Consider the following 22,581-nt stretch of genomic DNA (forward strand, 5'->3'; position numbering starts at 1 on the left):
TAACCCTTATAAAAACTCTATTTCATTTGCAATTAAATCTTCAAAGCTCTCTCTTTTTCTAATTAATCTATCATTCCCATTTTCAATTGCAATTTCAGCTACTCTAGCTCTAGTATTATAGTTACTACTCATTGTAAAACCATAAGCTCCAGCACTATAAATTGTTATTAAATCACCACTTTGTGTCTCTGGAAGGTCTATGTTTTTTGCAAAAAAATCTCCACTTTCACAAACTGGTCCAACAAGGTTACAATCACTTAAATTTTTATTATTATTTAAAACTTCAACTCTATGATAAGCATCATACAAAGCAGGTCTTATTAAATCATTCATAGCTCCATCAACAATTACAAATCTTTTGTTTCCATTGATTTTTTCATATAAAACTTTTGTAACAAAAATACCACTATTTCCAACTATAAATCTTCCTGGTTCACAAATTATTGTTAAATCAAGTCCAAAAAGTGAGTCTAATATAGTTTGTGCATAATCATAAGTGTTGATTAGGGTTTCATCTTTATAAACAATTCCTAAACCTCCACCAACATCCATAAAAGACAACTCAATTTTTATTGCTTTTAGATTTCTAACTAAATTTGCAACAATATTTATTGACTCTCTTATAGGTTCAAGTTGTGTTAGTTGTGAACCTATATGACAATGTATTCCAGTTGGCTCTAAATGTTCACTGTTTTTACACTTTATATACATTCTTTTTGCTGTATCAATATCTACTCCAAACTTATTTTCATGAAGTCCAGTTGAAATATAAGGGTGAGTTTTTGGATCTATATTTGGGTTTACTCGAATAGAAATTCTTGCAACTTTGTTTAAACTTTTTGCCAACTCTTCAACTCTATCAAGTTCTGCACTACTTTCCACATTTATAAGTAAAATATCAAGAATTAGTGCCTCTTTTATCTCTTCATCACTTTTTCCAACACCTGAAAAGATTATCTTATATGTTGGAACACCAGCTTTTAAAGCTCTTTTTACCTCTCCAATACTTACACAATCAGCCCCAGCTCCTAAATTTGACAAATGCTTTATTACACTTAAGTTTGAGTTTGCTTTAACAGCATATGCTATTAATGATTTTCTTGCTCTAAATGACTCTTTTAGCTCAGTATATTGTGCTGTTATATGGTCAAAATCATAAAGATAAAACGGTGTTTGGTATTTGTCTGCTAGTTTTTTAAAATCTATATTCATATTTCTCCAAAAAAATTTATTTTAAAAATTTACTTCTTTTTGTAAAAGTTTTTAAAAAAATATACTTAAACAGCTTCGTTTTGAGTATCCCAAAATTTTTATGAATTTTGAGCCTAAAACTACATAGGTTTTTGCTCTACTTTTTTAAAAACTCTTCTTTTCTTGAAAGTTAAAGGTGAAAGAGAGTTTAAATTATTAGCCAAAATCAAGGTTTAGAATTTTTAAACATTCTCTTACAATAGTAAGATTATCTGCCTAAAAATTCTTTATAAACTAAGACTTTGGCAAAAAATGGAACTCTATTTTTCACCATTCCAAGCAATTCGAGGTTTTTCACCTGAAAAATCTACTGCTGGCATTCCCATTATATTAAATCCACTATCTACATGGTGAATTTCACCAGTTACTGCACTACTTAAATCACTTAATAAATACATTCCAGAATTTCCAACTTCTTCTATAGTTACATTCTTTTTAAGTGGAGAGTGAGCTTCATTCCATTTTAACATAAATCTGAAATCTCCAATTCCTGCTGCTGCTAAAGTTTTAATAGGTCCAGCACTAATAGCATTTACTCTAATACCATCTTTCCCTAAATCTTCAGCTAAATATTTAGTTGTCATATCTAAAGCTGCTTTTGCAACTCCCATAAGATTGTAGTTTGGAATATATTTCTCTCCACCATAATATGTTAAAGTTAAAATTGAAGAGTTGTTACTTAAAAGTGGTTTTAGCTCTTTTGTTATCTCTATTAAAGAAAATACAGATATATCCATAGCAATATCAAATGCCTCTTTTGATATATTATGAAATCTTCCAGTAAGACCTTCTTTTGGTGCAAACGCAATAGAGTGAACGATAAAATCAATCTCTCCTAAATCTTTTTCTAATGAAACTTTTAAATCTTTTATCTCTTGTGGATTTGAAACATCACATGGATAAACCAGATTTTGGCTTCCAAACTCAAGCGCTATTGGTTCAACTCTTTTTTTAAGAGCATCATTTAGATAAGTAAATGCAATTGTTGCACCTTGCGCTGCACATGCTTTTGCAATTCCATAAGCAATAGATTTATCATTTGCTACACCTAAGATAACCCCTTTTTTACCTTTCATTATCATTTTAAATCCTTCGTATTTTCTAAAATTTTTATAAAATCTTCTGCCTTCCAAGAAGCAGTTCCTATTAATGCACCATCAACATTTGCAATTTTACAAATATCTTTTACATTTTCTACTTTTACACTTCCACCATAAAGAAGTGGTTTTTGTATCTTTTCTTTGATCGCTTTATGAATATTTTCTATATCACTATTTGTTGCTGTTTTTCCAGTACCAATTGCCCAAACTGGTTCATAGGCTAAAATTAGCTTCTCATAATTAGTATCAATACCTATAAATTGTTCAAAAATATATTCTAAGGTTTTATCAAGCCCAGCTTCTTTTACTTCCAAAGGCTCACCAATACAATAGATAATAGTAAAGCCTAAATTTTTATAAAACTCAAACTTTTTTGCAATTTCTTCTCCAGTTTCCCCTAAAATATGTCTTCTTTCACTATGTCCTATTAAAATAGTTTTAATATTAAACTCTTCTAATTGCTCTAAGCCAATCTCTCCTGTAAAAGAACCATTATTAGTAAAATAGGCATTTTGAATACCTATTTCTAAGTTTTTTTCTAAAGAGAAGTTATCAATAGAAGTTGAAGTAGGAAAAACAAATACACTGTTTGAGTTTTGGCTAGTTTTTAAATAGTTATTTACTTTTTCTAAATACTCTTTTGTACTTGCTCTTGTGTGATTTGTTTTAAAATTACTTGCAATTATTGGCATTATTTTTCACCATCAATTACAAGAGCTTTAACTCCTGGTAAAATTTTCCCCTCTATAAGCTCTAGTGAAGCTCCTCCACCTGTACTTATAAATGTCATATCAGCTTCATCCCCAGTTATTCTCACTAAATCAGCTGTATCTCCACCTCCAACAACAGTTGTAGCATATGAACTAGCAACAGCATGTGAGATTTTTGTACTACCTTTTGCAAATTTCTCCATCTCATAAACACCCATAGGTCCATTCCATAAAATTGTATTTGCATCGCTTAAAACTTCACTAAAAAGAAGAGCTGTTGCAGGGCCTATATCAAGACCGATCCAGTTTCTTGGTATCTCTTGTACAGGAACTATTTTTGCAATTGCTTCAGCATCAAAAGCTTCAGCTACTACAATATCTACTGGTAAGTATAGTTTTGTATCCTCTTTTTTTGCTAATTCCATAATTTTTAGAGCTTCAGAGATTAAATCCTCTTCAACTAATGATTTTCCAATCTCATAACCCAAAGCTTTTAGAAATGTAAATGCCATACCACCACCAATTACAATCTTATCAACCTTTGGAACAAGATTATATAAGGCTTCAAGTTTTCCAGAAACTTTTGAACCACCAACAATTGATACAAAAGGTCTTTTTGGATTTTCAACAATATGGTGAAAAAATTTAATCTCTTTTGCTAGTAAAAAACCAGCAGCTTTATGTTCTAAATCAAAATATTTTGCCATTCCTTCAACTGATGAGTGTGCTCTATGAGAAACCCCAAAAGCATCATTTATATAGACTTCTGCCATAGAAGCTAATTTTTTACTTAGCTCTTCATCATTTTTTGTTTCACCAGCTTCAAATCTCATATTCTCTAAAAGCATAATTTCTCCAGCTTTTAGCTCTTTTGCCATTTTTAAAGTCTCACTACAAACTACATTTGGAGCTAGTTTTATCTCTTGTTTCAATAAAATATGTAATCTTTTTGCAATTGGAGCTAAAGAGTATTTTTCTTCAAAGCCACCCTTTGGTCTTCCAAAATGACTTGCTATTATAACTGAACAGTCATTGTCAATACAGTATCTTATAGTATTTAAAGCACTTCTAATTCTTCTATCATCTGTTATATTGTTGTACTCATCAACAGGAACATTAAAATCACATCTAATAAAAACTTTTTTACTAGCAATATTTATGTTTTTCATCTCTTGTAAAGTCATATTTCGCCCTATCTTTTTGATATATAAAGTGCTAAATCTACAAGTCTTGCTGAATATCCCCATTCGTTGTCATACCAGCTCATAATTTTTATCATATTTCCACCAATTACTTGTGTTAAATCACTTGCGATTATTGTAGAGTTTGTATTTCCTACTATATCACTAGATACTAACATATCATTATCAACACTTACAATTCCAGATAACTCTTTTGATTTTTGAGTAAATAGTGCATTTATCTCCTCTTTTGTTGTATCTTTTTTGATTAAAAAGTTTACATCAACCATTGATACATTCGGAGTTGGAACTCTTACACTTTGACCATGAAGTTTTCCATCAAGTTGAGGCATAATTAATTTCATAGCTTTTGCAGCACCAGTGCTTGTAGGAATCATATTTTGTGCTCCAGCTCTTGCTCTTCTTTTATCAGATTTATGTTTTACATCTAGGATATTTTGGTCATTTGTGTATGAATGAATAGTTGTCATTAGACCTTTTTCTATTCCAAAAGCATCATCAATAATCTTTGCTATTGGTCCTAAACAGTTTGTTGTACAAGAAGCATTTGACACAATTTCTTCTCCGTTATAAGTATTTTCATTTACACCCATAACATAAGTTTTTGTGTCATCTTTTGCAGGAGCACTCATTAAAACTTTTTTTGCACCATTATTTATATGTACTTGACAAGACTCTTTTGTAAGATATGCACCAGTACACTCTAAAACAATCTCTGCTCCACAATCTTTTGTAAAAGTAAGTTCATTTGCATCTCTAGTTGAGTATAGTTTCGCATTGATTTTTCCCATTTTTAAGTAGCCATTTTCAATCTTTACATCACCATCAAAAGTTCCATGCACAGTATCATATTTTGTAATGTACTCTAGCATTTCAGCTTTTGCAGTGTCATTTATAGCAACCAATTCTATATCATCTCTTGTAGCAATAATTCTAGCTACACATCTTCCTATTCTTCCAAATCCGTTTATTGCAACTTTAATAGCCATCTAATCCCTTTATTAAAATTCTAAATAGCAAATATTTTATCTAAAAATTGCTATAATATAATTTAATCATAAAATAAAGGTAGATATTTTTTGAAAATTGCAATTTTTGGTGGCAGTTTTGACCCTGTTCATATAGCCCATGAGCTTATTGTAAAAACTGCACTAAAAGAGTTGGATATAGATAGGTTAATTATAGTGCCAACTTATTTAAATCCTTTTAAGAATTCATTTTTGTTTGAACCAAAAATAAGATTTGAATTATTAAAAAAGGTATTTAAAGATTTTTCAAATGTTGAAATTTGCGATTTTGAGATAAATCAAGAAAAACTAAGCTACACTTATGAAACTATAAGTTACATTAAAACTTTATATAATCCTTCAAAAATATATTTTATTGTAGGAGAAGATAATTTAGTAAATCTTCATAAATGGTACAAGATTGATGAACTTAAAAAAGATGTTGAGTTTGTTGTTGCTAGAAGAGCAAATTTTGCTTCACATATTATAGATGATTTTAAAACTTTGGATATAGATATAGATATTAGTTCTACAAATTTAAGGGAGCAAATTGATATCAAATTTATTCCAAATAAGATACAAAAAGAGATTATAAATTTAAAAAAAGGAAAAATTTGAACAATAGAATAGAGAATATTAAAGCTATTTTAGAAGATAAAAAAGCGGTTGATGTTGAGGTTTTTGATTTAAGTTCTAAGGAGTATTTAGTTGATTATGTTGTTATTGCAACAACACTAAATCCAAAACATGCAAGTGCTTTATTAGATTATTTAAAAATAGAGTTAAAACCACAAGGTGAAGAGTTTTTAAGAGTTGATGAAGATGATAACTGGACAGTTATTGATTTAGGAGATATTTTTATTCATTTAATGAGTGAGAAATATAGAGAAAAATATAATCTTGAAGAGTTTTTAGAGAGTTTTCAAAGACTAAGAGATTAAGCTAATAAAGCAAAAGAGATTACATAATCTCTTTTGCTTCAATTCCTAGAAGCTTAAGTCCTGTTTTTAGGCTTAGTTTTGCCATACTTAAAACTTTTAAGTATGTTTTTTCTTCATTACTTCCAATAATTTTATGTTCATTATAAAACTTATGTACACTAGAAGCAAGGTTATATAAATATTCAGTAATTTTTTGCATCTCTCTTTTTGAGAAAGCATCTTCTAAAATAGAGTTTAAAAGAAGTGACTCATAAACCAAATTTAAAGCTTCACTATTTAAAGCTTCAAAGCTCTCATCTTTTATATCTTCAACATTTAAAGATGATTTTACAAAAAGTTGATTTATTCTAGCATGTGCATAGTTTATATAGAAAATTGGATTTGTTGAATCTTGATTCTTTAACATATCAATATCAAACTCTAAGTGAGTATCACTCTTTTTTGTTAAGAAGATAAATCTTAAAGCATCACTTCCGATTTCTGCAGTTATATCTGACATAAGTATCACATTTCCTGCTCTCTTACTCATTTTATATGGCTCTTTTCCTTTAAGAAGTTGAACCATCTGAGACAAAATAACTTCTAGTTTAGATGAACTATTTCCTAGGAACTCAATTGCCGCTTTTACTCTTGTAATATATCCGTGGTGATCAGCTCCCCAAATATTTATATACTTGTCAAAACCTCTATCAAACTTATTTTTGTGATATATAATATCTCCAGCTAGATATGTTGGAATTCCATTATCTCTTACAACAACTCTGTCGCTATCATCACCAAATTGTGTAGATTTTAGATAAGTTTTGTCATCTTTTGTATATAGTGAGCCATTTTCTTCTAATACAGTTTTTGTACTATCCCAAGAGCCATAAAGAGATTTCTCAGATACAAAGTTTTGGAAATTTATTCCCAAATCATTTAAATCTTTGATTATTATTTCCATAACAATATCTTTTGCGAAAATTGCCATCTCTTCAAATTTACTCTCATCATAGATAATCTCTTTTCCATATTTCTCTATGATTTTTTGAGCAATCTCTACTAAATAGTCACCACGATAGTAGCTCTCTGGATATTTTACTTTTTCTTTAAAAATAAAATCTCTAGCAGCTAAACTAACACTAGTTCCCAAAAGTTGCATTTGAGCTCCAGCATCATTTATATAATACTCTGTTGTTATATCGTATCCTAGGTATGAGCCAACTTTGTATAAAGTATCTCCAAAAATTGCACCTCTTGCATGTCCTATATGAAGTGGTCCAGTTGGATTTGCACTTACATACTCCAAAAGAATTCTTTCACTTTTTAAAGTGCTTTTCGCAAAATCATCTTTTTTTTCTAAAGCCTGATTTGTAAGTTTTTCTATAAAACTTTTTGATAAAGTAAAGTTTATAAAACCTTTTACAGCCTCTATTTTCTCAAAAAGCTCTTTGTTTTCTAGTTGTAAAATTAACTCATCTGCTAAAATCATTGGGGATTTTTTGAGCTCTTTTGCTAAAGAAAATGCAACTGGAGTTGCAAAATGCCCCAAAGAGCTATCTTTGGGTTTTTCTAAAACTATCTCTTTTTTTAGTTTATCTTCTATAAATTTTTTAACAATATTTTGCAAGTTCTTCTCTTCTTATTTATTCTGAAATTCATATCTTATGAATTTTTTATCTCTTCTTTTTGTGTTGGGATTTCAGCTTTCTTATCTGTTGCTTCAGTAGGTTTATTTGCTACTTCTTCATCATCTTCTTTTATAGCTTTTTTGAAATTTCTAATCCCACTTCCTAAACCTTTTGCAAGTTCAGGGATTTTTTTCCCACCAAATAAAAGCAGCACAATTATAACTATAATTACTAGTTCCATTCCGCTTGGCATACTCATGAAAATCCTTTATTTAAATTAAGCTTGTTTTGTTTCTGTTGAAGAAGTAGATTTTGTATCAACTTTTTTTTCATTTTCTTCTATTTTTGAAGCAGTTGCTACTTCTTCATCATCTTCTTTTACGGCTTTTTTGAAGTTTTTAATACCACTTCCTAAACCTTTTGCAAGTTCAGGGATTTTTTTCCCACCAAATAAAATTAACACGATTAAAACAATTACTAATAATTGCATACCACTTGGCATATGCATAGCTATTCCTTATTTTTGATATAAAAAATATTATAACCAAAAAAGCTTAAAAATTTTTAACTAAAACAACTTTATTATAAATATAGTGAGCTTAAATCCAATTAGTACAAAAAATATTGATCCAAAAAGATTTGATAAAATATTTAATATTGCAAAATTCAAAGAGCTATTAAATAGTAAATAGCTATCTAATGCAAATGTAGAAAATGTTGTAAGACCACCTAGAAAACCAGCTATTAAAAAGGCTTTTAATATAGTTGAAACATCATTTGTAGAGAAATAAGCATATAAAATACCTATTAAAAAAGAACCAAAAATATTTACAAAAAGTATTCCAAAAGGAAAAGAGCCAAACTCCATTTTTTGTACATAAAGAACTGCATAAAATCTTAATATTGAACCAAAAGCTCCACCAAAGCCAACAGCTAGAGCTATTTGCCAATTAAGAGACATAGTTTTGATACTCTTTTTGGAAAACCTCTTTCATCTTCTTTTCACAATCTTCATACCAAGAAGAGTCTTTACTAGCAAGAATAGGTTCTAAATAGACAACTTTTACAACGCCAGGAGAAGCTTCCATTTTTTGTGAGTTGATAATATTTCTAGTGTTAAATAAAACAACAGGTTGAACTTTTAGATTAAACTTATTTCCAACCATTTTAGCTCCAGCTTTAAACTCACCCATAAAAGTCCCATCACTTCTTGTTCCTTCTGGAAACATTGCAATTGGGCGATCAAGTTCAAGTCTATTTTTTACATCTGCTAAAAGTTTTATAAGACCAGCTTTATTCTCTCTATCAACACTTATCATTTTAGGAGCTTTTATAATGTGTCCAAAGAAAAATAGATCTGCTATCTCTTTTTTTGCAACCCAAGCGATATTTCTGCTATGAAGATGCTCCATGACAATGATATCAAGCATAGATTGATGATTTATTAAAATTAAATTACAACTTTCATCAAGTTCTCCATCAATTTCAAGAGTAATTCCAAGAAAAAACATTTGAACTCTCATCCAAATTTTTATTACTTTGTGAGTATGATTTCTAAATAGATACATAAAAAATACGACAATAGCAACACTTATAGAAAATTGTATAAAAACAATTAAGCCTCTAATTTTCTTCAAAACTATCCTCCTTTACCCAACCAATAAAATCGCTATCAACTCCTAATATTTTTACAAAGTTTTCTCTTTTCTCTAAAGCTTCAACTCTCTCATCTTTTTCTGTTTTGAAAAATATTGTTGAGTTCTTTGTTGGTAAAATATAGATATAAGAGTTAGTTTTTATTACACCTTTTTTATTTGGTAAATTGTATAAAACTGCAACAACTAAAGAGATAATAGTTAAAATTAAAACTATTCTCCATCTTTTCCAAATATAAATTAAAAGAAAAATTACAAAAACAATTATAGCAGCTATTTTTTTATATTTTTCAAAAGTTGAGTCATTTGGATTTAAATCTGTTTGAGTACTTACTAACTCATTTTGCAAAATTAGTGGAACTTTTATCTCTTTGAAACTATTTGTTGAAGTGTTAAAATATGTAAATATTAGATTTTTTTGAAAAATTGGAGTTACAAAATAGTAAACCATATTTTCTATATTTTCCCACTCTTTTATACTTGATAAGCCTTGTTCTTCTACATTTTTAAGTTTAAAATCACTCAAATTTGAGTTTATTGCATCTAAGTCAATTATTGTAAGTGCATTATCATTGTTGTACTGCTTTGTTTTAAATGCTTTTAGAATTATGTTTTCGGCAACAATATTTGAGTATCTATCATCTATTTTCCCAATATTTGAGTGTTTTATCTGCAAAGATTCTAAGATACTTTGGTCTATTAATTCATTTGAATTAAAAAGATTAACTTCAAAAAGAGGAAGAGTAAAATTTGTACTTTTTACTTTGAAATAATATCTATTTTCATACTTATCCTCTGATATTTTTTTCCATGAAGAGTTTGGATTTAAAACTTCTATATTTGAGTAGTTTAAAAACTTTGTATTTATATTTGTAAACTTTGAAGTAGTAATCATAGCTTCAATTTTTATCTCAAATTTTTGATTTTTATAAATATTTGTTGGTATTTTTGTATATGATAAATATAGATTTTTTGCTGCAAATAGATTTGCTGTAAAGAAAGAGCAAAGGGCTATAAAAAATAAGAGTGATTTTCTCATACTATTTAAAGTAGATTTTACTCTACTTTAAAAACCCTTTTAGCATGTTAATACCATCAGTTGAACCTAAAATCTCTTCTATAGCTCTTTCAGGATGTGGCATTAGACCAAATACATTTCTCTCTTTATTACAAATTCCAGCAATATTTGAGATACTTCCATTCATATTTGTTAATTCACCATCTTTTGTACAATATTTTAGAAGAATTTGATTGTTTCTTTCTAGCTCTTTTAGACCCTCTTCATCTATAAAATAGTTTCCATCGTGATGTGCTACTGGAATATTTACAACATCACCAACATTTAAAAGTCTTAGAAACTCATTTTGGTTATCAATTACTTTTAGATGATGATGTTTTGATATAAAATGCAAAGTATCATTTCTTTTCATAGCTCCTGGAAGAAGCCCAGCTTCAAGTAAAATTTGGAAACCATTACAAATTCCTAAAACTTTTCCACCATTTTTTGCAAATCTTTTTACATCTTCCATAATAGCAGCGAATCTAGCAATTGCGCCACTTCTTAAATAATCTCCATAAGAAAAACCACCTGGAACAATAACTAAATCTGTATTTGCTGGAAGTTTGCTATTTTTATGCCAAACAACTTCAACATCACATCCTAGTTTTTTAAATGCATAGTGTGCATCAAACTCACAGTTCGTTCCTGGAAATTGTAATACTGCTACTTTCATATTAACCAACTATTTCTACACTATAATCTTCAATTACAGTATTAGCTAGAAGTTTTTCACACATTTTTTCAACTTCTTCTTTTGCTTTCTCTTTATCATTTGAGTTTAACTCAATGATAATTTGCTTACCAACTCTAACATCAGATATTAAATCTTTAAATCCCAAAGTTCCTAAAGCATGATTTATTGCTTTTCCTTGGTCATCTAAAACACCTTTTTTTAATCCTACATTTACTATTGCTTTCATATTTTAAACCTCTTGTCTATTTTTTTTTGCGATTATATCCAAAAAACTATTTGCTTAATCTTTGAAAAATAGTTTTATATCCACTTAAGATCTTATCTTTAATCTCTTTTGGAACATTAACCTCTAGTTTTTCTCCAGCTTTCAAAGTTTTTGACTTCTCTTTCCAATTCTCTTTTTTACCAAAATCTCTTAAAATTTGTTTATCCATTGAGATAAAGCTATTTTTTTCAAAATCTTCTAAAGCAATAAATCTTGAACTTTCAGGAGTTAAAACTTCATCACCTAGAACCCATTTCCCATTTTCATCCACAAAAATTTCAAACTTTGTATCAACTACAACTATTCCTCTTTGTTTTGCAAAATCTGTAAAATCTTTAAATAGTTTTTCTAAGCTTGTGATAATTTCAGGGAAAGTATCTCTTACTTTTTTAGAGTTTAGTGCTTCATCCTTTAAGCCTTTTGTTGTTGGAGTAAAAAGAGGAGTTTCAAAGTTATGCCACTCTTTCAAATTATTTGGTAAATCTAAACCATAAGGATCTTTATTCTCTTGTAAAGCTTGGAATAAAGAACCTGTTAGATAGTTTCTAAAGATAAGTTCAAATTGTACAATTTCACCATCAATATTTGATTCAAGAGCTTTACATAGTTTCATAAGTTGACATCTAGGTGCAACAGAGATATTGTTAGCTATTTTTTCATCTAAAATTGCTGTTCTAATACCATTATTTGCTGCAAATTTTGCTCCAAAGTTTGAAATTTCTGTTTGTATAATTCCTTTTCCCTCGATTTCAAAATTCAAAGGGATATCAAAAACAGATGTTCTATCACTTCTTACGAGTAAAACTTTTGGTTCATCTCCTGGGCAGCTATATAGATCAGCATTTTTTCCTATATAGAAAAGATTGTAGCCACTATTTTCTAACTCATCAAAACCTTTTTGAGTAGTTGTTTTTTTATTCTCTGGCCAAAGATTTAAAGATTTGATTTTTTCAATATTCATAAAATTTCCTAAATTATTTATTCATTATAATTAAGCTTTTTAAAACTGCTAAAGATGTATTTAATTGGTTGTCATTTTGTAAATCATCTTTTGAAATGATTTTTTTAGATTCATCTTTTACTGCTTTTTCTTCAGCTTTTAATTTATCATCAACTTTGTTTAGTTCACCTTCAAGATGTTTTTTAAGGTCAGCCTCTTTAATTTTTAAACCATTCTCTTCGCTTTGTACAACTTTCCCTGCACTTGCAATAATATCAGGTGTTACACCTTCTGCTTGGATTGTTCTTCCACTTGGAAGATAGTATTTTGCGATAGTTAATTTTATATTTTCAGTTTTTTCATTATCAATTGGAAGTACAGCTTGAACTGAACCTTTTCCAAAAGTTTTTTCACCTATTAAAATAGCTCTTTTGTGATCTTGTAAAGCACCACTTACAATTTCAGATGCTGAAGCAGAACCTTCATTTACAAGAACAACTAAAGGTAAATCTGTTTTTGTTCCAAATTTACTCGCTTCAAACTTCTCTTCATCAGCAGCATCTCTTCCTTTTTGTGAAACAATAACTCCATTTTTTACAAATAAATCAACAACTCCAATTGCTTGATTTAAAAGACCACCTGGATTATTTCTTAAATCAAGAACTATTCCTTTTGCATCTTTATTCTCTTTTATAGCTTTTTCTAAATCATTTGTAACTTTTGTATCAAAGCTTGAAATTCTAAGATATAGAAGATTTTCTCCCTCTATTTTTTTTGCAAAAACAGATTGAACTTTAATAATATCTCTTTTCATAGCTAACTCAAGAGGTTTATTGTCACCTTTTCTTACAATTGTAAGTTTAATATCTGATTTAGGCTCCCCTCTCATCATATTTACAGCTTCATCTAAAGTAATACCAATAGTAGAAGTTTCATTTATTTTTAGAATTATATCTCCTGATTTTACTCCTGCTTTAAATGCAGGCGTATCATCTATTGGTGAGATAACAGTTAAAGCACCATCTCTCATACCAACAGTAATTCCTAATCCACCAAACTCTCCTTGAGTTTGAATACTCATCTCTTTACTTGCTTTTTTATCTAAGTAACTAGAATGCGCATCTAACTCTTGCATTAAGCCTTTTAGAGCTTTATCAACAATTTGTTGAAGTTTAATATCATCAACATAGTATTTTTCAACAGTTCCTATTACTTTTGTAAGTTTTGATAAAGATTCAAATCTTGTTTGTTCGTTTTCAACAGGTGCCTCTTTTGCAAATATATTTTGTGACAACACAAATGCAATAGATGTTGCTATTAATAGTTTATTCATTTTGTGATAACCTTTAAAATTTATAGGCTAAAATTATACAAAAAAGTTTATAAAAGTAATATTTTATGAAAAATTTTGTAATATATCAGCTACTTTTTAAAAAGGCTAGGCACATGAGTATAAAAGATGATGTAAATTACATCAAAAATGAGTTAAATAGTGAAGAGAAATTTCTTGAAAGTTTTGTAAAAACTGAAAGATTTTTTAAAAAATATAAGAAATTGATATTTGGATTGCTTATTGTAGCAATTGTTGGTTCTGTATCGTTTTTTGTAAAGAGTAAAATAGATGAAAGCAACCTATATGATGCAAATATTGCTCTAAATAGTTTCCTTGAAAAAGGAGATAAGAACTCTTTGGAAGAGCTAAAGGAAAAAAATAGAGATTTATATGAAGTGGCTTTATATTTAGATGCAAAAAATGAGTTTAAAAGTGCCAATATTAACCTAAAATATTTAAAAGAACTACTTGATTTTCAGGTTGCAATTTTAAATTCAAATCAAACAGAGTTAGATTTAGTTTCAAAAAAAGCAGATTTTTTGCTAAAAGATTATGCTATTTTTAATCAAGCATTAATGCTAGTTGATAGTCAAAAATATGAAGAAGCAAGAGAACTTTTAAGTAAAATATCTGAAGATTCAAGAGCTTTTGAATTAGCAACACTTTTAAAACACCATTTAGTTACAAAATAAGGAATAAAAATGAAATCTATACTATTGTCAGTTGTTGTAATCGCACTTTTTACAGCTTGTTCTGGAAAAAAATACTATGAGCCAGAAGAGACAAGTAGCAATATTGAATTAAATAAGAAATCTATGTCATCTTCAATAAAATCTATGAATAAAATTGGAGCAACGTTAGAAGACAATGAGATTATTACAAAAAAAGGTATCTCTAGTTTTCAACTTCCAGAAGGTTTTGAGTTTATAAACTTTACAGAAGAGGGCGAAGTTATTGCTACAAACTATATAGATAAAATCTTACTTGGAACAAGAGAGAGAAAAGTTAAAGATGTTGTTGTCGCAGCTGCAAAAAGAGATGAAAAATTAGCATTAATATACTCAAATAATAGTATGGAGTTAATTGATATAAATACAGATAAAACTCTATTTAAAGAGTATCTTCCATTGTCTTTAGCAAATGATACAAGAGTTGCAAACCCAATTTTTATGGGAAGCCTTATACTGTTTCCTACTTTAAATGGAAAGGTTTTAATTTTATCATCAGCAACAAATGAGGTTGTAAGAAATATTTCTGTTGATACAGATAGTGATTTTAAAAATATTATAAGCCTTGAAGTTGAGCAAAAAAGTGAGAGCTTGATTGTTGCAAATGCACATAAAGTTGTAGCTATATCTGCTAGAGATATTATTAGTAAAGAGTATGATATTAGAGATATTATTATAAAAAATGGGTATATTTATATAGCAACAGTTGATGGAAATATTATAAAACTAACTCCAAATTTAGAAGAGGTTGCAAAAAGAAAATATAAATATGCAAAATTTCATGCTTTAGCATATGGAAACTCTTTATATGCTGTTGAATCTCAAGGCTTTCTAATCAATATAAGTGATGATTTTAGAAATGATACTGTGTATGAATTTAGTTTTGATAATGAAAAAAGATTAATAGCAATAGATAATAAAGTCTATTTTAACTCAGATTATATAACTCTACCATAAAAAATAGCAAGATAATCTTGCTATTCTTAATCCAAATTCCTATTTGCCAAGAGTTCTATCAAAACAGTAGCATATGAACCTTTTGGTAAAATAAAATCCAAACTGCAACTTTTATTCTCTTTGTCATATTTACATGATAAAATCTCTGGAAAAACAATAGCTTCTCTTCTATAACCTTTTTCAGTTATTTCACTATTATCATATTTTTGTTCAATTCTTAAAGCTTCATCTTTGGCTTTAAAAACATCACGACCTGGAAGAAGACCAGTTGGAGTTATGATTTTATTCTTGAAATCTTCTATAATTTTATCATTTATAACTTTTGGTGTAAAAAATTTATTATTTTTTATATCATAAAAGATATCTCCATTTAAAAGTTTAAATCCACTCTTATCAAGATTTAACCTCTCAACTAACCAAGCATTAAAGAATGTACTTTGATAAGCACTAAGAAGCATTTTTGCTACTTTTCTATCTTTTATTATTGCATCACCAAAGAGTAAATCTTTTGCTTTTTCTAAGTTCTCTTTTACATCTTTTCCAAATCTTTGGAATCCAAAGTAGTTTGGAAAACCATTTTTTGAAACAAACTTAAGAAGTTTTTCAATATGGAAAAGATCTTCTATTTCAAGTTCATAAAGATTTATTTTAAATCTATTACCTTCTAAATCACCAATATTTAGCTTTTTATTATGTAAAAAAGTATCAAGTATCTCTATCTTTTTTGATTTAAAGTTTTTTATATCTTTTTGATACTTTTTTGGGATAGAAATGTATTGTGTTGTGGTTGCTCTTTTGTCTTTTAGCCCTGCATACCCAATATCATTTGAATAAATGCCTAAGAATTTTGATAATCTATCTATTAATTCCCAAGTATCACAGTTTTGTTTTTTGATTTTTAAAATTAAGAAGTTACCATATGATGAAAATTTTATTGCTTGTTCTTCAACAATAAAATCAACATCATTTTGGGTAAATTTGAAATTTAGAACTTTATCATTCGATGGATAAACTCTTTTTATCAATATGCCGCTCTTTTTTGTTGCTCTTGTTCAAAAACAGTTCTACACTCTGTACAAAATTTTGCAAAGGGTTTTGCTTTTAATCTTCCAATTGGAATATTTACTCCACACATATCACATATTCCATAAGTCGAATCGTTTATCTTTTTTAAAGCCTCTTCAATTTGATTTAATTCATCTAACTGATGATTTGCAATCATTCCCTCTTTAAACGAGTCACTAACAAAATCAGCATAATCTAAATCGTCATTTAAATCTTGATCTTTTAGTTGGTCAATACTATCTCTACTATTTCTTACATTATTTAAGATTGTCTCTTTTCTCTCAAGTAATATAGCTTTTAACTCATCAATTTGACTTTTATTTGCCATTTTTTTCTCCTGTGTAAAATCGCAATTATATCTATAATTAACAGATATTTAACTTAAAATTGGTAAAATATTTTAATAATAATTAGGAGCAGGGCATTACAACATTAAGCAAAGTATATTTGAGCTTTATATCTATTTTAATAACTGCTCTTTTCTTATTTTTATCTACAAATATTTTGTACAATAATAAACTAAGTTCAGATATATTATCTATTATAAAGTTATCAAATCTTGCATATTCTAATTATGATTACAGATTTAAAGATTATGAAAATAGTTTTGATAATATAATTTATCTTAACCCAAAAATAAGTAGTTTTGGATTTGTATATGAAGAGTAGTGTATTTATAAATCTTATTTTTTTGTTACTTCATAAGCAAAAAACAAAATACATATCTATTTTTATACTATCTACTTTGATAATATTTTTAATATCAACAGTTATTTTTATAAAATCTTCTTTGCAAAATGAGATTCTAAAAACATTGGAAACTCACAATGATTTTATTATTCAAAGGGAGTTTGCTGGAAGAATTTTTGATATAAATAATCAAATTGAAGATAAAATAAGAGAAATTTATGGAGTTCAAAATATTTCAAAAAGAGTTTATGGAAGATATAAATTTTTGAGTGAAGATGTTTATTTTACTATTATTGGAGTAGATTTTTCAAATATAAATAAAGAGTTAAGAAATTTGAGTATTGAAAATATATCAAAAGATGAGATGATTGTAGGTTTAGAAGTATCTAAGTTACTAAAAAAATATCAATATAAAAATAGTTATGATTTTTTGCTTCCAAATAAAGATGTAAAAAGAGTAAATATAGTAAAAGTGTTAGAAAAAGAATCAAATATAGTATCAAGTGATATTATTATTTTGGATATAAACCTTGCTAGGGATATTTTAGGTATAAATAGAGATTTTTCAACAAATATTGCTTTTGATGTTCCAAATGAGCTTGAAAGGGCAAATATAAAACAGAAACTTCAAAGATTAGATTTGGACTTAAAAATTACTCAAAAAGAGGATATTTTAAAAAAATATGAGACAATTTTTAACTATAAAGGAGGAGTTTTTTTGATACTTTATTTGGTAGTTATATTTTCATTTATAATTATTTTATATCAAAGATACTCTTCAATAAGCATAAATGAGAGGAAACAAATAGCTATATTTAAAGCTATTGGATATAGTGTACGAGATATTATAAAAATCAAAATGAGTGAAAATTTTATTGTAGCTTTTATCTCTTACCTTTTTGGAATATTATTAGCATATATTTTTGTATTTATTTTAAATGCTCCTATACTAAAAAATATATTTATAGATTTTTCAAATATAAAAAATGATTTTATAATCTACCCATATATTGAGTTTTCCACTTTTGTAACACTTTTTTTATTTTTTATAGTTTTATTTTTGAGTTCAGTTTTAATCCCTGTATGGAGGATTTCAGCGATAAATCCATATGAAAGTTTAAAATGATAGTAGTAAAAAATATAAGTAAAATATATTTTGAAGGTAGTAAAAAAGAGTTTTATGCACTAAAAAATATAAATTTTGAGATAAAAGAAGGTTCATTTGTGATATTTAAAGGTGTAAGTGGAAGTGGAAAATCAACACTTTTATCGATACTTGCTACTATTTCAAAGCCTAGTTCTGGTGAAATTTTTTTTAATAATGAAGTAGTATCAAAGTATCCAGATATTCACTCTAGTAATTTTAGAGCAAGAAATATAGCTTATATTTTTCAATCTTTTAATCTTTTTGAAGATTTAACTGTTTTTGCAAATGTTAGTTTTCCACTAATTCCTTTGGGTTTCTCACAAAAAGAGATTGATGAAAAAGTGGAAGAGATTCTTAGTTTGTCAAATATTATACATAAAAAAGATGAGATAGTTTCAAATCTTTCAGGTGGAGAAAAACAAAGATGTGCAATTGCAAGAGCATTGGTAAATAGGGCAAACACTATTTTGTGTGATGAGCCAACATCTTCTCTTGATTTTGAAAACTCTTTAAATTTTATTAAAAGTATAAGAGAGTTGAAAAAAGCTGGAAAAACTATAGTTGTAGCGACTCATGATCCACTATTTTTTGATTTAGATTTTGTAGATAAGATATTTGAATTAAAAAATGGAGAGTTAGTTGAATAGTGTTTTTTTATCAAATGAGATATTGCTTTTCCTATTTTTACAAACTACTATCTATACTCTTTTATTAATATCTTTTATATATTCAATAACAATTTTAAGGAATTGGGATTTTACAAAAAGTACAATTTTGCAATATAAACTTGAAAAGAGAACATATTTGGTAATTTTAATTATTAGTTTTACTCTTTTGGTAAAGATTTTACTCTTCTTTTATTTTATTTTTTCTATTGATAAATTATCACATTTTATAGAAGGGGCCATGTGTGCAGCTGGTATTTTCTCTTTAGAATATGGGGAAATCACTCTTTTTTTAAAGCTTATAAATTTATTTTTCATTGGAGTTTGGTTTGTCTTAAACTCTTTAGATTTGAAACAAAAAGATTATAAATATACAAAAGTTAAACTAGTACTTTTTATTTTTATATTCTTTTCTCTTACTTTTGAGTATATTTTAGATTTAGTATTTTTAGTTAATATCCCTATAAATAAAGCAGTTGAGTGTTGTTCTATTATATTTGAAACAAGTAGCATCTCTAGTAAAATACCTTTTGGATTGGATAATTCAAGCTTAGTGATTCTATTTTATATAATATTTGTTTTGATTGCTATTTTAAATATTCAGAAAAAAGCTATTTTTCTTTTTTTATTTAATATACTGTTTCTTTATATCTCATATTTTGCAGTAACGTACTTTTTTTCAACTTATATTTATGAGCTTCCAACACATCAATGTCCATTTTGTATGCTTCAATCTGAGTATTATTTTATTGGATACTTTATATGGACATCACTTTTTTTAGGATTTTTCATCTCTTTATGTTTAGCTATTTTTTATAAAAATAAAGGCTTAGATATGAATATATTTTATAAATTATCTTTAATATTTACAACTTTATTTGTATTTTTAGTGAGTTTTTTTGTTTTAAAATATTATTCAGTAAATGGAGTTTTTTTATAAATCCGTGTAAATCACGGATTTATATATCTTTAAAATTATTTTTTGTCATCTTCTTTTGGAGTTTCAGTAACTTCTTCTTTTTTATCTTCTTCTGTAGCTTTTAGCTCTTTTTCTTCAGCAGTATTTGCTACTTCCTCTTTAGTCTCTTCTTTTGGAGTTTCAGTAACTTCTTCTTTTTTCTCTTGAACTGGTGCTGTAACTTCAGTTTTAGGAGCTTCAACTTTTGTTTCAGCTGGTTTTTTATCTTCTGTACAACCTACAAATAATAGAGATGCTACTGATAACGATAATAATACTTTTTTCATTTTAAACCTTTTTTATATATTTATTTGCTAAAAAACAAATTTCGGAATAATAGCAAATTAATAGTAGAATAATTGTGGATTGAATATTTTTTTGTAATTTAAAATGAAATTATATAAATGGAGGAGGTAGTCGGACTCGAACCAACGCATGTCGGATTTGCAATCCGAGGCATTACCAACTTTGCTATACCTCCAACAAAGTAAATCAAAAAGAAAAATTTGATTATTATTAAAGAGTGGCAGAGGACAAGGGATTCGAACCCTCGGAGGCTTTCACCTCGCCGGTTTTCAAAACCGGTACAATCGACCAACTCTGTCAATCCTCTACTCTTATAGTGGTGCGAATGGTGAGAATCGAACCCACACTCCAAAACTGGAACGGGATTTTAAGTCCCGCGCGTCTACCTGTTCCGCCACACTCGCATATTTTTAAGAACCTTTTTAAGCCTTCACTTAAAATGGACTGGAATTATAGTGGCTTTTTTTTTATTTGTCAAGAGTTTTTCATAAAAAAATTAATTTCTTATCTTTTCTCTCTATTTAATATATTCTAAAAATTAATATTTGTATAATCAAGACATATTTTTTAAAAATCAAATAAGGATTAGTATGAGAAGTGATGAAGTAAAAAAAGGTTACGATAGAGCCCCACATAGGTCTCTTTTAAGAGCAACAGGATTAAAAGATGAAGATTTTAATAAGCCATTTATTGGAGTTGCTAATTCATTTATAGAGATTATTCCAGGACATTTTTTTCTAGATAAAGTTTCAAAAATCATTAAAGATGAGATAAAAGCTATGGGTTGTGTGCCTTTTGAGTTTAATACTATTGGAGTTGATGATGGAATTGCTATGGGTCATGATGGAATGCTTTTTTCACTTCCTAGTCGTGAATTAATTGCAAACTCTATAGAAACTGTTATGAATGCACATAAATTAGATGCCATGATTGCTATTCCAAACTGTGATAAAATTGTTCCTGGTATGATTATGGGTGCTTTAAGAGTAAATGTACCAACTGTTTTTGTAAGTGGTGGAGCTATGCAAAAAGGATATTCAAAAGATGGTACTCCAATAGATTTAGCAACTGCATTTGAAGCTGTTGGAAAGTTTGAAGCAGGGGAAATAACTGAAGAAGAGCTAAAAGATATTGAATGTAATGCATGTCCAAGTGGTGGCTCTTGTTCTGGAATGTTTACTGCAAACTCTATGAATACACTTATGGAAGCTATGGGAATAGCACTTCCTGGAAATGGTACTATTTTAGCTTTGACAAAAGAGAGAGAAGAGCTGTATAGAAAAGCTGCAAGAAGAATTTGTGAAATTGCTCTTGATAAAGCAAATAGTGATAAGTTTAGATTAAAAAATATTTTAAATGAAAATGCAGTAAAAAATGCTTTTGCAGTTGATATGGCAATGGGAGGAAGCTCAAATACTGTTTTACATATGTTAGCAATTGCAAAAGAGGCAGGAGTTAATTTTGAGTTAAAAGATATTAATGATATTTCAAAAAGAGTTTCTCATATTGCAAAAATATCTCCTAGCTTAACAACAGTTCACATGGAAGATATAAATAAAGCTGGTGGAGTAAGTGCAGTTATGCATGAGATGAGTAAAAGAGGAGATGATATTTTACTTGATAATCTTACAGTTACAGGGGAAACTCTAAAAGATAGAATAAAAGATTCAAAAATTCTTGATACAAATATTATTCATACTATTGATAATCCATATAGTGAGGTTGGTGGATTAGCTATTTTATATGGAAACTTAGCTGAGCAAGGGGCTGTTATAAAAACTGCTGGAATAACAGGAGCTAGGGCTATGAGTGGTAAAGCTGTATGTTTTGATGGTCAGGCTGAAGCTATAAAAGGAATTGTAGGTGGAAAAGTAAAAGCAGGAGATGTAGTTGTAATAAGATACGAAGGACCAAAAGGAGGTCCAGGAATGCAAGAGATGTTAGCACCAACAAGCCTTATTATGGGAATGGGGCTAGGAGATAGTGTTGCATTAATTACTGATGGAAGATTTAGTGGAGCAACAAGAGGTGCCTCTATTGGACATGTAAGTCCAGAAGCAGCTGAAGGTGGAATGATTGGGCTTTTAAAAGATGGAGATATAATAAATATTGATGTTGATAAATATATTTTGAGTGTAAATTTAAGTGATGAAGAGATTGCAAAAAGAAAAGAGAGTTTTAAACCACTTAAAAAACCAATAAAATCTTCTTGGCTTGGGCAATATAGAGCATTGGTTACAAATGCAAGCAGTGGAGCTGTATTAAGAACAGATTTATAGTTTTACAATATAAATTTT

27 protein-coding genes and 3 tRNA genes are annotated in these 22,581 nt (G+C 28.2%); 9 read left to right on the forward strand and 21 right to left on the reverse strand.

The annotated features are described in order from the left end of the window. Window positions 1–6: 6 nt before the first annotated feature. The 5 genes from lysA to gap all read right to left on the reverse strand — a co-directional run bounded on the left by lysA (window position 7) and on the right by gap (window position 5,252). Window positions 7–1,212 (reverse strand): diaminopimelate decarboxylase, encoded by a 1,206-nt coding sequence (gene lysA, locus ATR_RS01360; protein ID WP_115427706.1) that lies wholly within the window; start codon window positions 1,210–1,212, stop codon window positions 7–9. Between the two features lie 299 nt (window positions 1,213–1,511). Then, the gene (gene fabI, locus ATR_RS01365; RefSeq protein WP_115427707.1) at window positions 1,512–2,333 is read right to left on the reverse strand and encodes an enoyl-ACP reductase FabI; all 822 of its coding nucleotides are present in this window, start codon (window positions 2,331–2,333) and stop codon (window positions 1,512–1,514) included. Continuing rightward, complete coding sequence (locus ATR_RS01370) at window positions 2,330–3,043, reverse strand: triose-phosphate isomerase (protein ID WP_115427708.1); 714 nt, start codon at window positions 3,041–3,043, stop codon at window positions 2,330–2,332. The genes fabI and ATR_RS01370 overlap by 4 nt, the downstream gene beginning before the upstream one ends. Further along, window positions 3,043–4,245: a phosphoglycerate kinase gene (locus ATR_RS01375; protein WP_115427709.1), complete on the reverse strand. Its 1,203-nt coding sequence runs from the start codon at window positions 4,243–4,245 to the stop codon at window positions 3,043–3,045. Before ATR_RS01375 ends, ATR_RS01370 begins: the two co-directional genes overlap by 1 nt. Window positions 4,246–4,253: 8 nt before the next feature. After that, window positions 4,254–5,252, reverse strand: a complete 999-nt coding sequence (gap, locus tag ATR_RS01380; protein WP_115427710.1) for a type I glyceraldehyde-3-phosphate dehydrogenase — start codon at window positions 5,250–5,252, stop codon at window positions 4,254–4,256. 90 nt (window positions 5,253–5,342) lie between these two features. Between gap and nadD the strand changes: the two genes are divergently transcribed. Both nadD and rsfS read left to right on the forward strand, forming a co-directional pair. Beyond that, window positions 5,343–5,888: a nicotinate (nicotinamide) nucleotide adenylyltransferase gene (nadD, locus tag ATR_RS01385; protein WP_115427711.1), complete on the forward strand. Its 546-nt coding sequence runs from the start codon at window positions 5,343–5,345 to the stop codon at window positions 5,886–5,888. After that, window positions 5,885–6,211 (forward strand): ribosome silencing factor, encoded by a 327-nt coding sequence (gene rsfS / locus ATR_RS01390; protein ID WP_115427712.1) that lies wholly within the window; start codon window positions 5,885–5,887, stop codon window positions 6,209–6,211. Before nadD ends, rsfS begins: the two co-directional genes overlap by 4 nt. A 19-nt stretch (window positions 6,212–6,230) precedes the next feature. Here the strand turns inward: rsfS and argS are convergent, their stop codons facing one another. From argS to ATR_RS01440, 10 genes are read right to left on the reverse strand one after another with little or no spacing between them, the layout of a single operon-like run. After that, window positions 6,231–7,820, reverse strand: coding sequence for an arginine--tRNA ligase (gene argS / locus ATR_RS01395; protein ID WP_115427713.1), 1,590 nt, complete (start codon window positions 7,818–7,820; stop codon window positions 6,231–6,233). A gap of 35 nt (window positions 7,821–7,855) precedes the next feature. Further along, complete coding sequence (gene tatA, locus ATR_RS01400) at window positions 7,856–8,080, reverse strand: twin-arginine translocase TatA/TatE family subunit (RefSeq protein WP_115427714.1); 225 nt, start codon at window positions 8,078–8,080, stop codon at window positions 7,856–7,858. 18 nt (window positions 8,081–8,098) lie between these two features. Beyond that, the gene (tatA, locus tag ATR_RS01405) at window positions 8,099–8,329 is read right to left on the reverse strand and encodes a twin-arginine translocase TatA/TatE family subunit (protein WP_115427715.1); all 231 of its coding nucleotides are present in this window, start codon (window positions 8,327–8,329) and stop codon (window positions 8,099–8,101) included. Between the two features lie 60 nt (window positions 8,330–8,389). Next, on the reverse strand, window positions 8,390–8,782 hold the full coding sequence (gene crcB / locus ATR_RS01410) for a fluoride efflux transporter CrcB (protein WP_115427716.1): 393 nt from the start codon (window positions 8,780–8,782) through the stop codon (window positions 8,390–8,392). Then, on the reverse strand, window positions 8,772–9,458 hold the full coding sequence (locus ATR_RS01415) for a lysophospholipid acyltransferase family protein (RefSeq protein ID WP_115427717.1): 687 nt from the start codon (window positions 9,456–9,458) through the stop codon (window positions 8,772–8,774). The genes crcB and ATR_RS01415 overlap by 11 nt, the downstream gene beginning before the upstream one ends. After that, window positions 9,445–10,515 (reverse strand): hypothetical protein, encoded by a 1,071-nt coding sequence (locus tag ATR_RS01420; RefSeq protein ID WP_115427718.1) that lies wholly within the window; start codon window positions 10,513–10,515, stop codon window positions 9,445–9,447. Before ATR_RS01420 ends, ATR_RS01415 begins: the two co-directional genes overlap by 14 nt. A gap of 22 nt (window positions 10,516–10,537) precedes the next feature. After that, on the reverse strand, window positions 10,538–11,209 hold the full coding sequence (gene purQ, locus ATR_RS01425; protein WP_115427719.1) for a phosphoribosylformylglycinamidine synthase subunit PurQ: 672 nt from the start codon (window positions 11,207–11,209) through the stop codon (window positions 10,538–10,540). Between the two features lies 1 nt (window position 11,210). Continuing rightward, the gene (gene purS, locus ATR_RS01430) at window positions 11,211–11,456 is read right to left on the reverse strand and encodes a phosphoribosylformylglycinamidine synthase subunit PurS (RefSeq protein WP_115427720.1); all 246 of its coding nucleotides are present in this window, start codon (window positions 11,454–11,456) and stop codon (window positions 11,211–11,213) included. Window positions 11,457–11,502: 46 nt separating this feature from the next. Beyond that, window positions 11,503–12,456: a phosphoribosylaminoimidazolesuccinocarboxamide synthase gene (locus ATR_RS01435; protein WP_115427721.1), complete on the reverse strand. Its 954-nt coding sequence runs from the start codon at window positions 12,454–12,456 to the stop codon at window positions 11,503–11,505. Window positions 12,457–12,469: 13 nt separating this feature from the next. Beyond that, window positions 12,470–13,768 (reverse strand): S41 family peptidase, encoded by a 1,299-nt coding sequence (locus ATR_RS01440; protein WP_115427722.1) that lies wholly within the window; start codon window positions 13,766–13,768, stop codon window positions 12,470–12,472. 65 nt (window positions 13,769–13,833) lie between these two features. Here ATR_RS01440 and ATR_RS01445 point away from each other — a divergent pair, with 65 nt between their 5' ends. Both ATR_RS01445 and ATR_RS01450 read left to right on the forward strand, forming a co-directional pair. Continuing rightward, window positions 13,834–14,460 (forward strand): hypothetical protein, encoded by a 627-nt coding sequence (locus ATR_RS01445; RefSeq protein WP_170126875.1) that lies wholly within the window; start codon window positions 13,834–13,836, stop codon window positions 14,458–14,460. 9 nt (window positions 14,461–14,469) lie between these two features. Then, window positions 14,470–15,453 carry a hypothetical protein gene (locus ATR_RS01450; RefSeq protein WP_115427724.1) on the forward strand — a complete coding sequence of 328 codons (984 nt, stop codon included), beginning with the start codon at window positions 14,470–14,472 and terminating at the stop codon, window positions 15,451–15,453. A 26-nt stretch (window positions 15,454–15,479) separates the two neighbouring features. Here ATR_RS01450 and ATR_RS01455 read toward each other — a convergent pair whose 3' ends face one another. Together ATR_RS01455 and dksA are read right to left on the reverse strand one after the other, a co-directional pair. Continuing rightward, window positions 15,480–16,478, reverse strand: a complete 999-nt coding sequence (locus tag ATR_RS01455) for a tRNA pseudouridine(13) synthase TruD (protein ID WP_115427725.1) — start codon at window positions 16,476–16,478, stop codon at window positions 15,480–15,482. Next, a complete protein-coding gene (gene dksA / locus ATR_RS01460) occupies window positions 16,475–16,846 on the reverse strand; it encodes an RNA polymerase-binding protein DksA (RefSeq protein WP_115427726.1) in 372 nt (123 codons plus the stop codon). Before dksA ends, ATR_RS01455 begins: the two co-directional genes overlap by 4 nt. Window positions 16,847–16,965: 119 nt before the next feature. Between dksA and ATR_RS01465 the strand changes: the two genes are divergently transcribed. The 4 genes from ATR_RS01465 to ATR_RS01480 are packed head-to-tail and all read left to right on the forward strand — an operon-like array spanning window position 16,966 to window position 19,960. Continuing rightward, window positions 16,966–17,187 carry a hypothetical protein gene (locus ATR_RS01465; protein ID WP_115427727.1) on the forward strand — a complete coding sequence of 74 codons (222 nt, stop codon included), beginning with the start codon at window positions 16,966–16,968 and terminating at the stop codon, window positions 17,185–17,187. Continuing rightward, window positions 17,177–18,334 (forward strand): ABC transporter permease, encoded by a 1,158-nt coding sequence (locus ATR_RS01470; RefSeq protein ID WP_115427728.1) that lies wholly within the window; start codon window positions 17,177–17,179, stop codon window positions 18,332–18,334. Before ATR_RS01465 ends, ATR_RS01470 begins: the two co-directional genes overlap by 11 nt. Then, window positions 18,331–19,002 (forward strand): ABC transporter ATP-binding protein, encoded by a 672-nt coding sequence (locus ATR_RS01475; RefSeq protein ID WP_115427729.1) that lies wholly within the window; start codon window positions 18,331–18,333, stop codon window positions 19,000–19,002. The genes ATR_RS01470 and ATR_RS01475 overlap by 4 nt, the downstream gene beginning before the upstream one ends. Continuing rightward, window positions 18,995–19,960, forward strand: coding sequence for a hypothetical protein (locus ATR_RS01480; RefSeq protein WP_115427730.1), 966 nt, complete (start codon window positions 18,995–18,997; stop codon window positions 19,958–19,960). The genes ATR_RS01475 and ATR_RS01480 overlap by 8 nt, the downstream gene beginning before the upstream one ends. Before the next feature lie 35 nt (window positions 19,961–19,995). Here the strand turns inward: ATR_RS01480 and ATR_RS01485 are convergent, their stop codons facing one another. The 4 genes from ATR_RS01485 to ATR_RS01500 form a co-directional block, all read right to left on the reverse strand. Next, window positions 19,996–20,265, reverse strand: a complete 270-nt coding sequence (locus ATR_RS01485) for a hypothetical protein (RefSeq protein WP_115427731.1) — start codon at window positions 20,263–20,265, stop codon at window positions 19,996–19,998. A 118-nt stretch (window positions 20,266–20,383) separates the two neighbouring features. After that, window positions 20,384–20,459 (reverse strand) — tRNA-Cys (locus ATR_RS01490). Window positions 20,460–20,502: 43 nt separating this feature from the next. After that, window positions 20,503–20,591 (reverse strand) — tRNA-Ser (locus ATR_RS01495). A gap of 10 nt (window positions 20,592–20,601) precedes the next feature. Next, window positions 20,602–20,688, reverse strand: a tRNA-Leu gene (locus ATR_RS01500). A gap of 186 nt (window positions 20,689–20,874) precedes the next feature. On the opposite strand from ATR_RS01500, the gene ilvD reads away from it, so the two are divergent. Beyond that, window positions 20,875–22,563, forward strand: coding sequence for a dihydroxy-acid dehydratase (gene ilvD, locus ATR_RS01505; protein ID WP_115427732.1), 1,689 nt, complete (start codon window positions 20,875–20,877; stop codon window positions 22,561–22,563). Window positions 22,564–22,581 lie beyond the last annotated feature (18 nt).

The organism is Aliarcobacter trophiarum LMG 25534, from assembly GCF_003355515.1.
GTDB classification, from domain to species: domain Bacteria; phylum Campylobacterota; class Campylobacteria; order Campylobacterales; family Arcobacteraceae; genus Aliarcobacter; species Aliarcobacter trophiarum.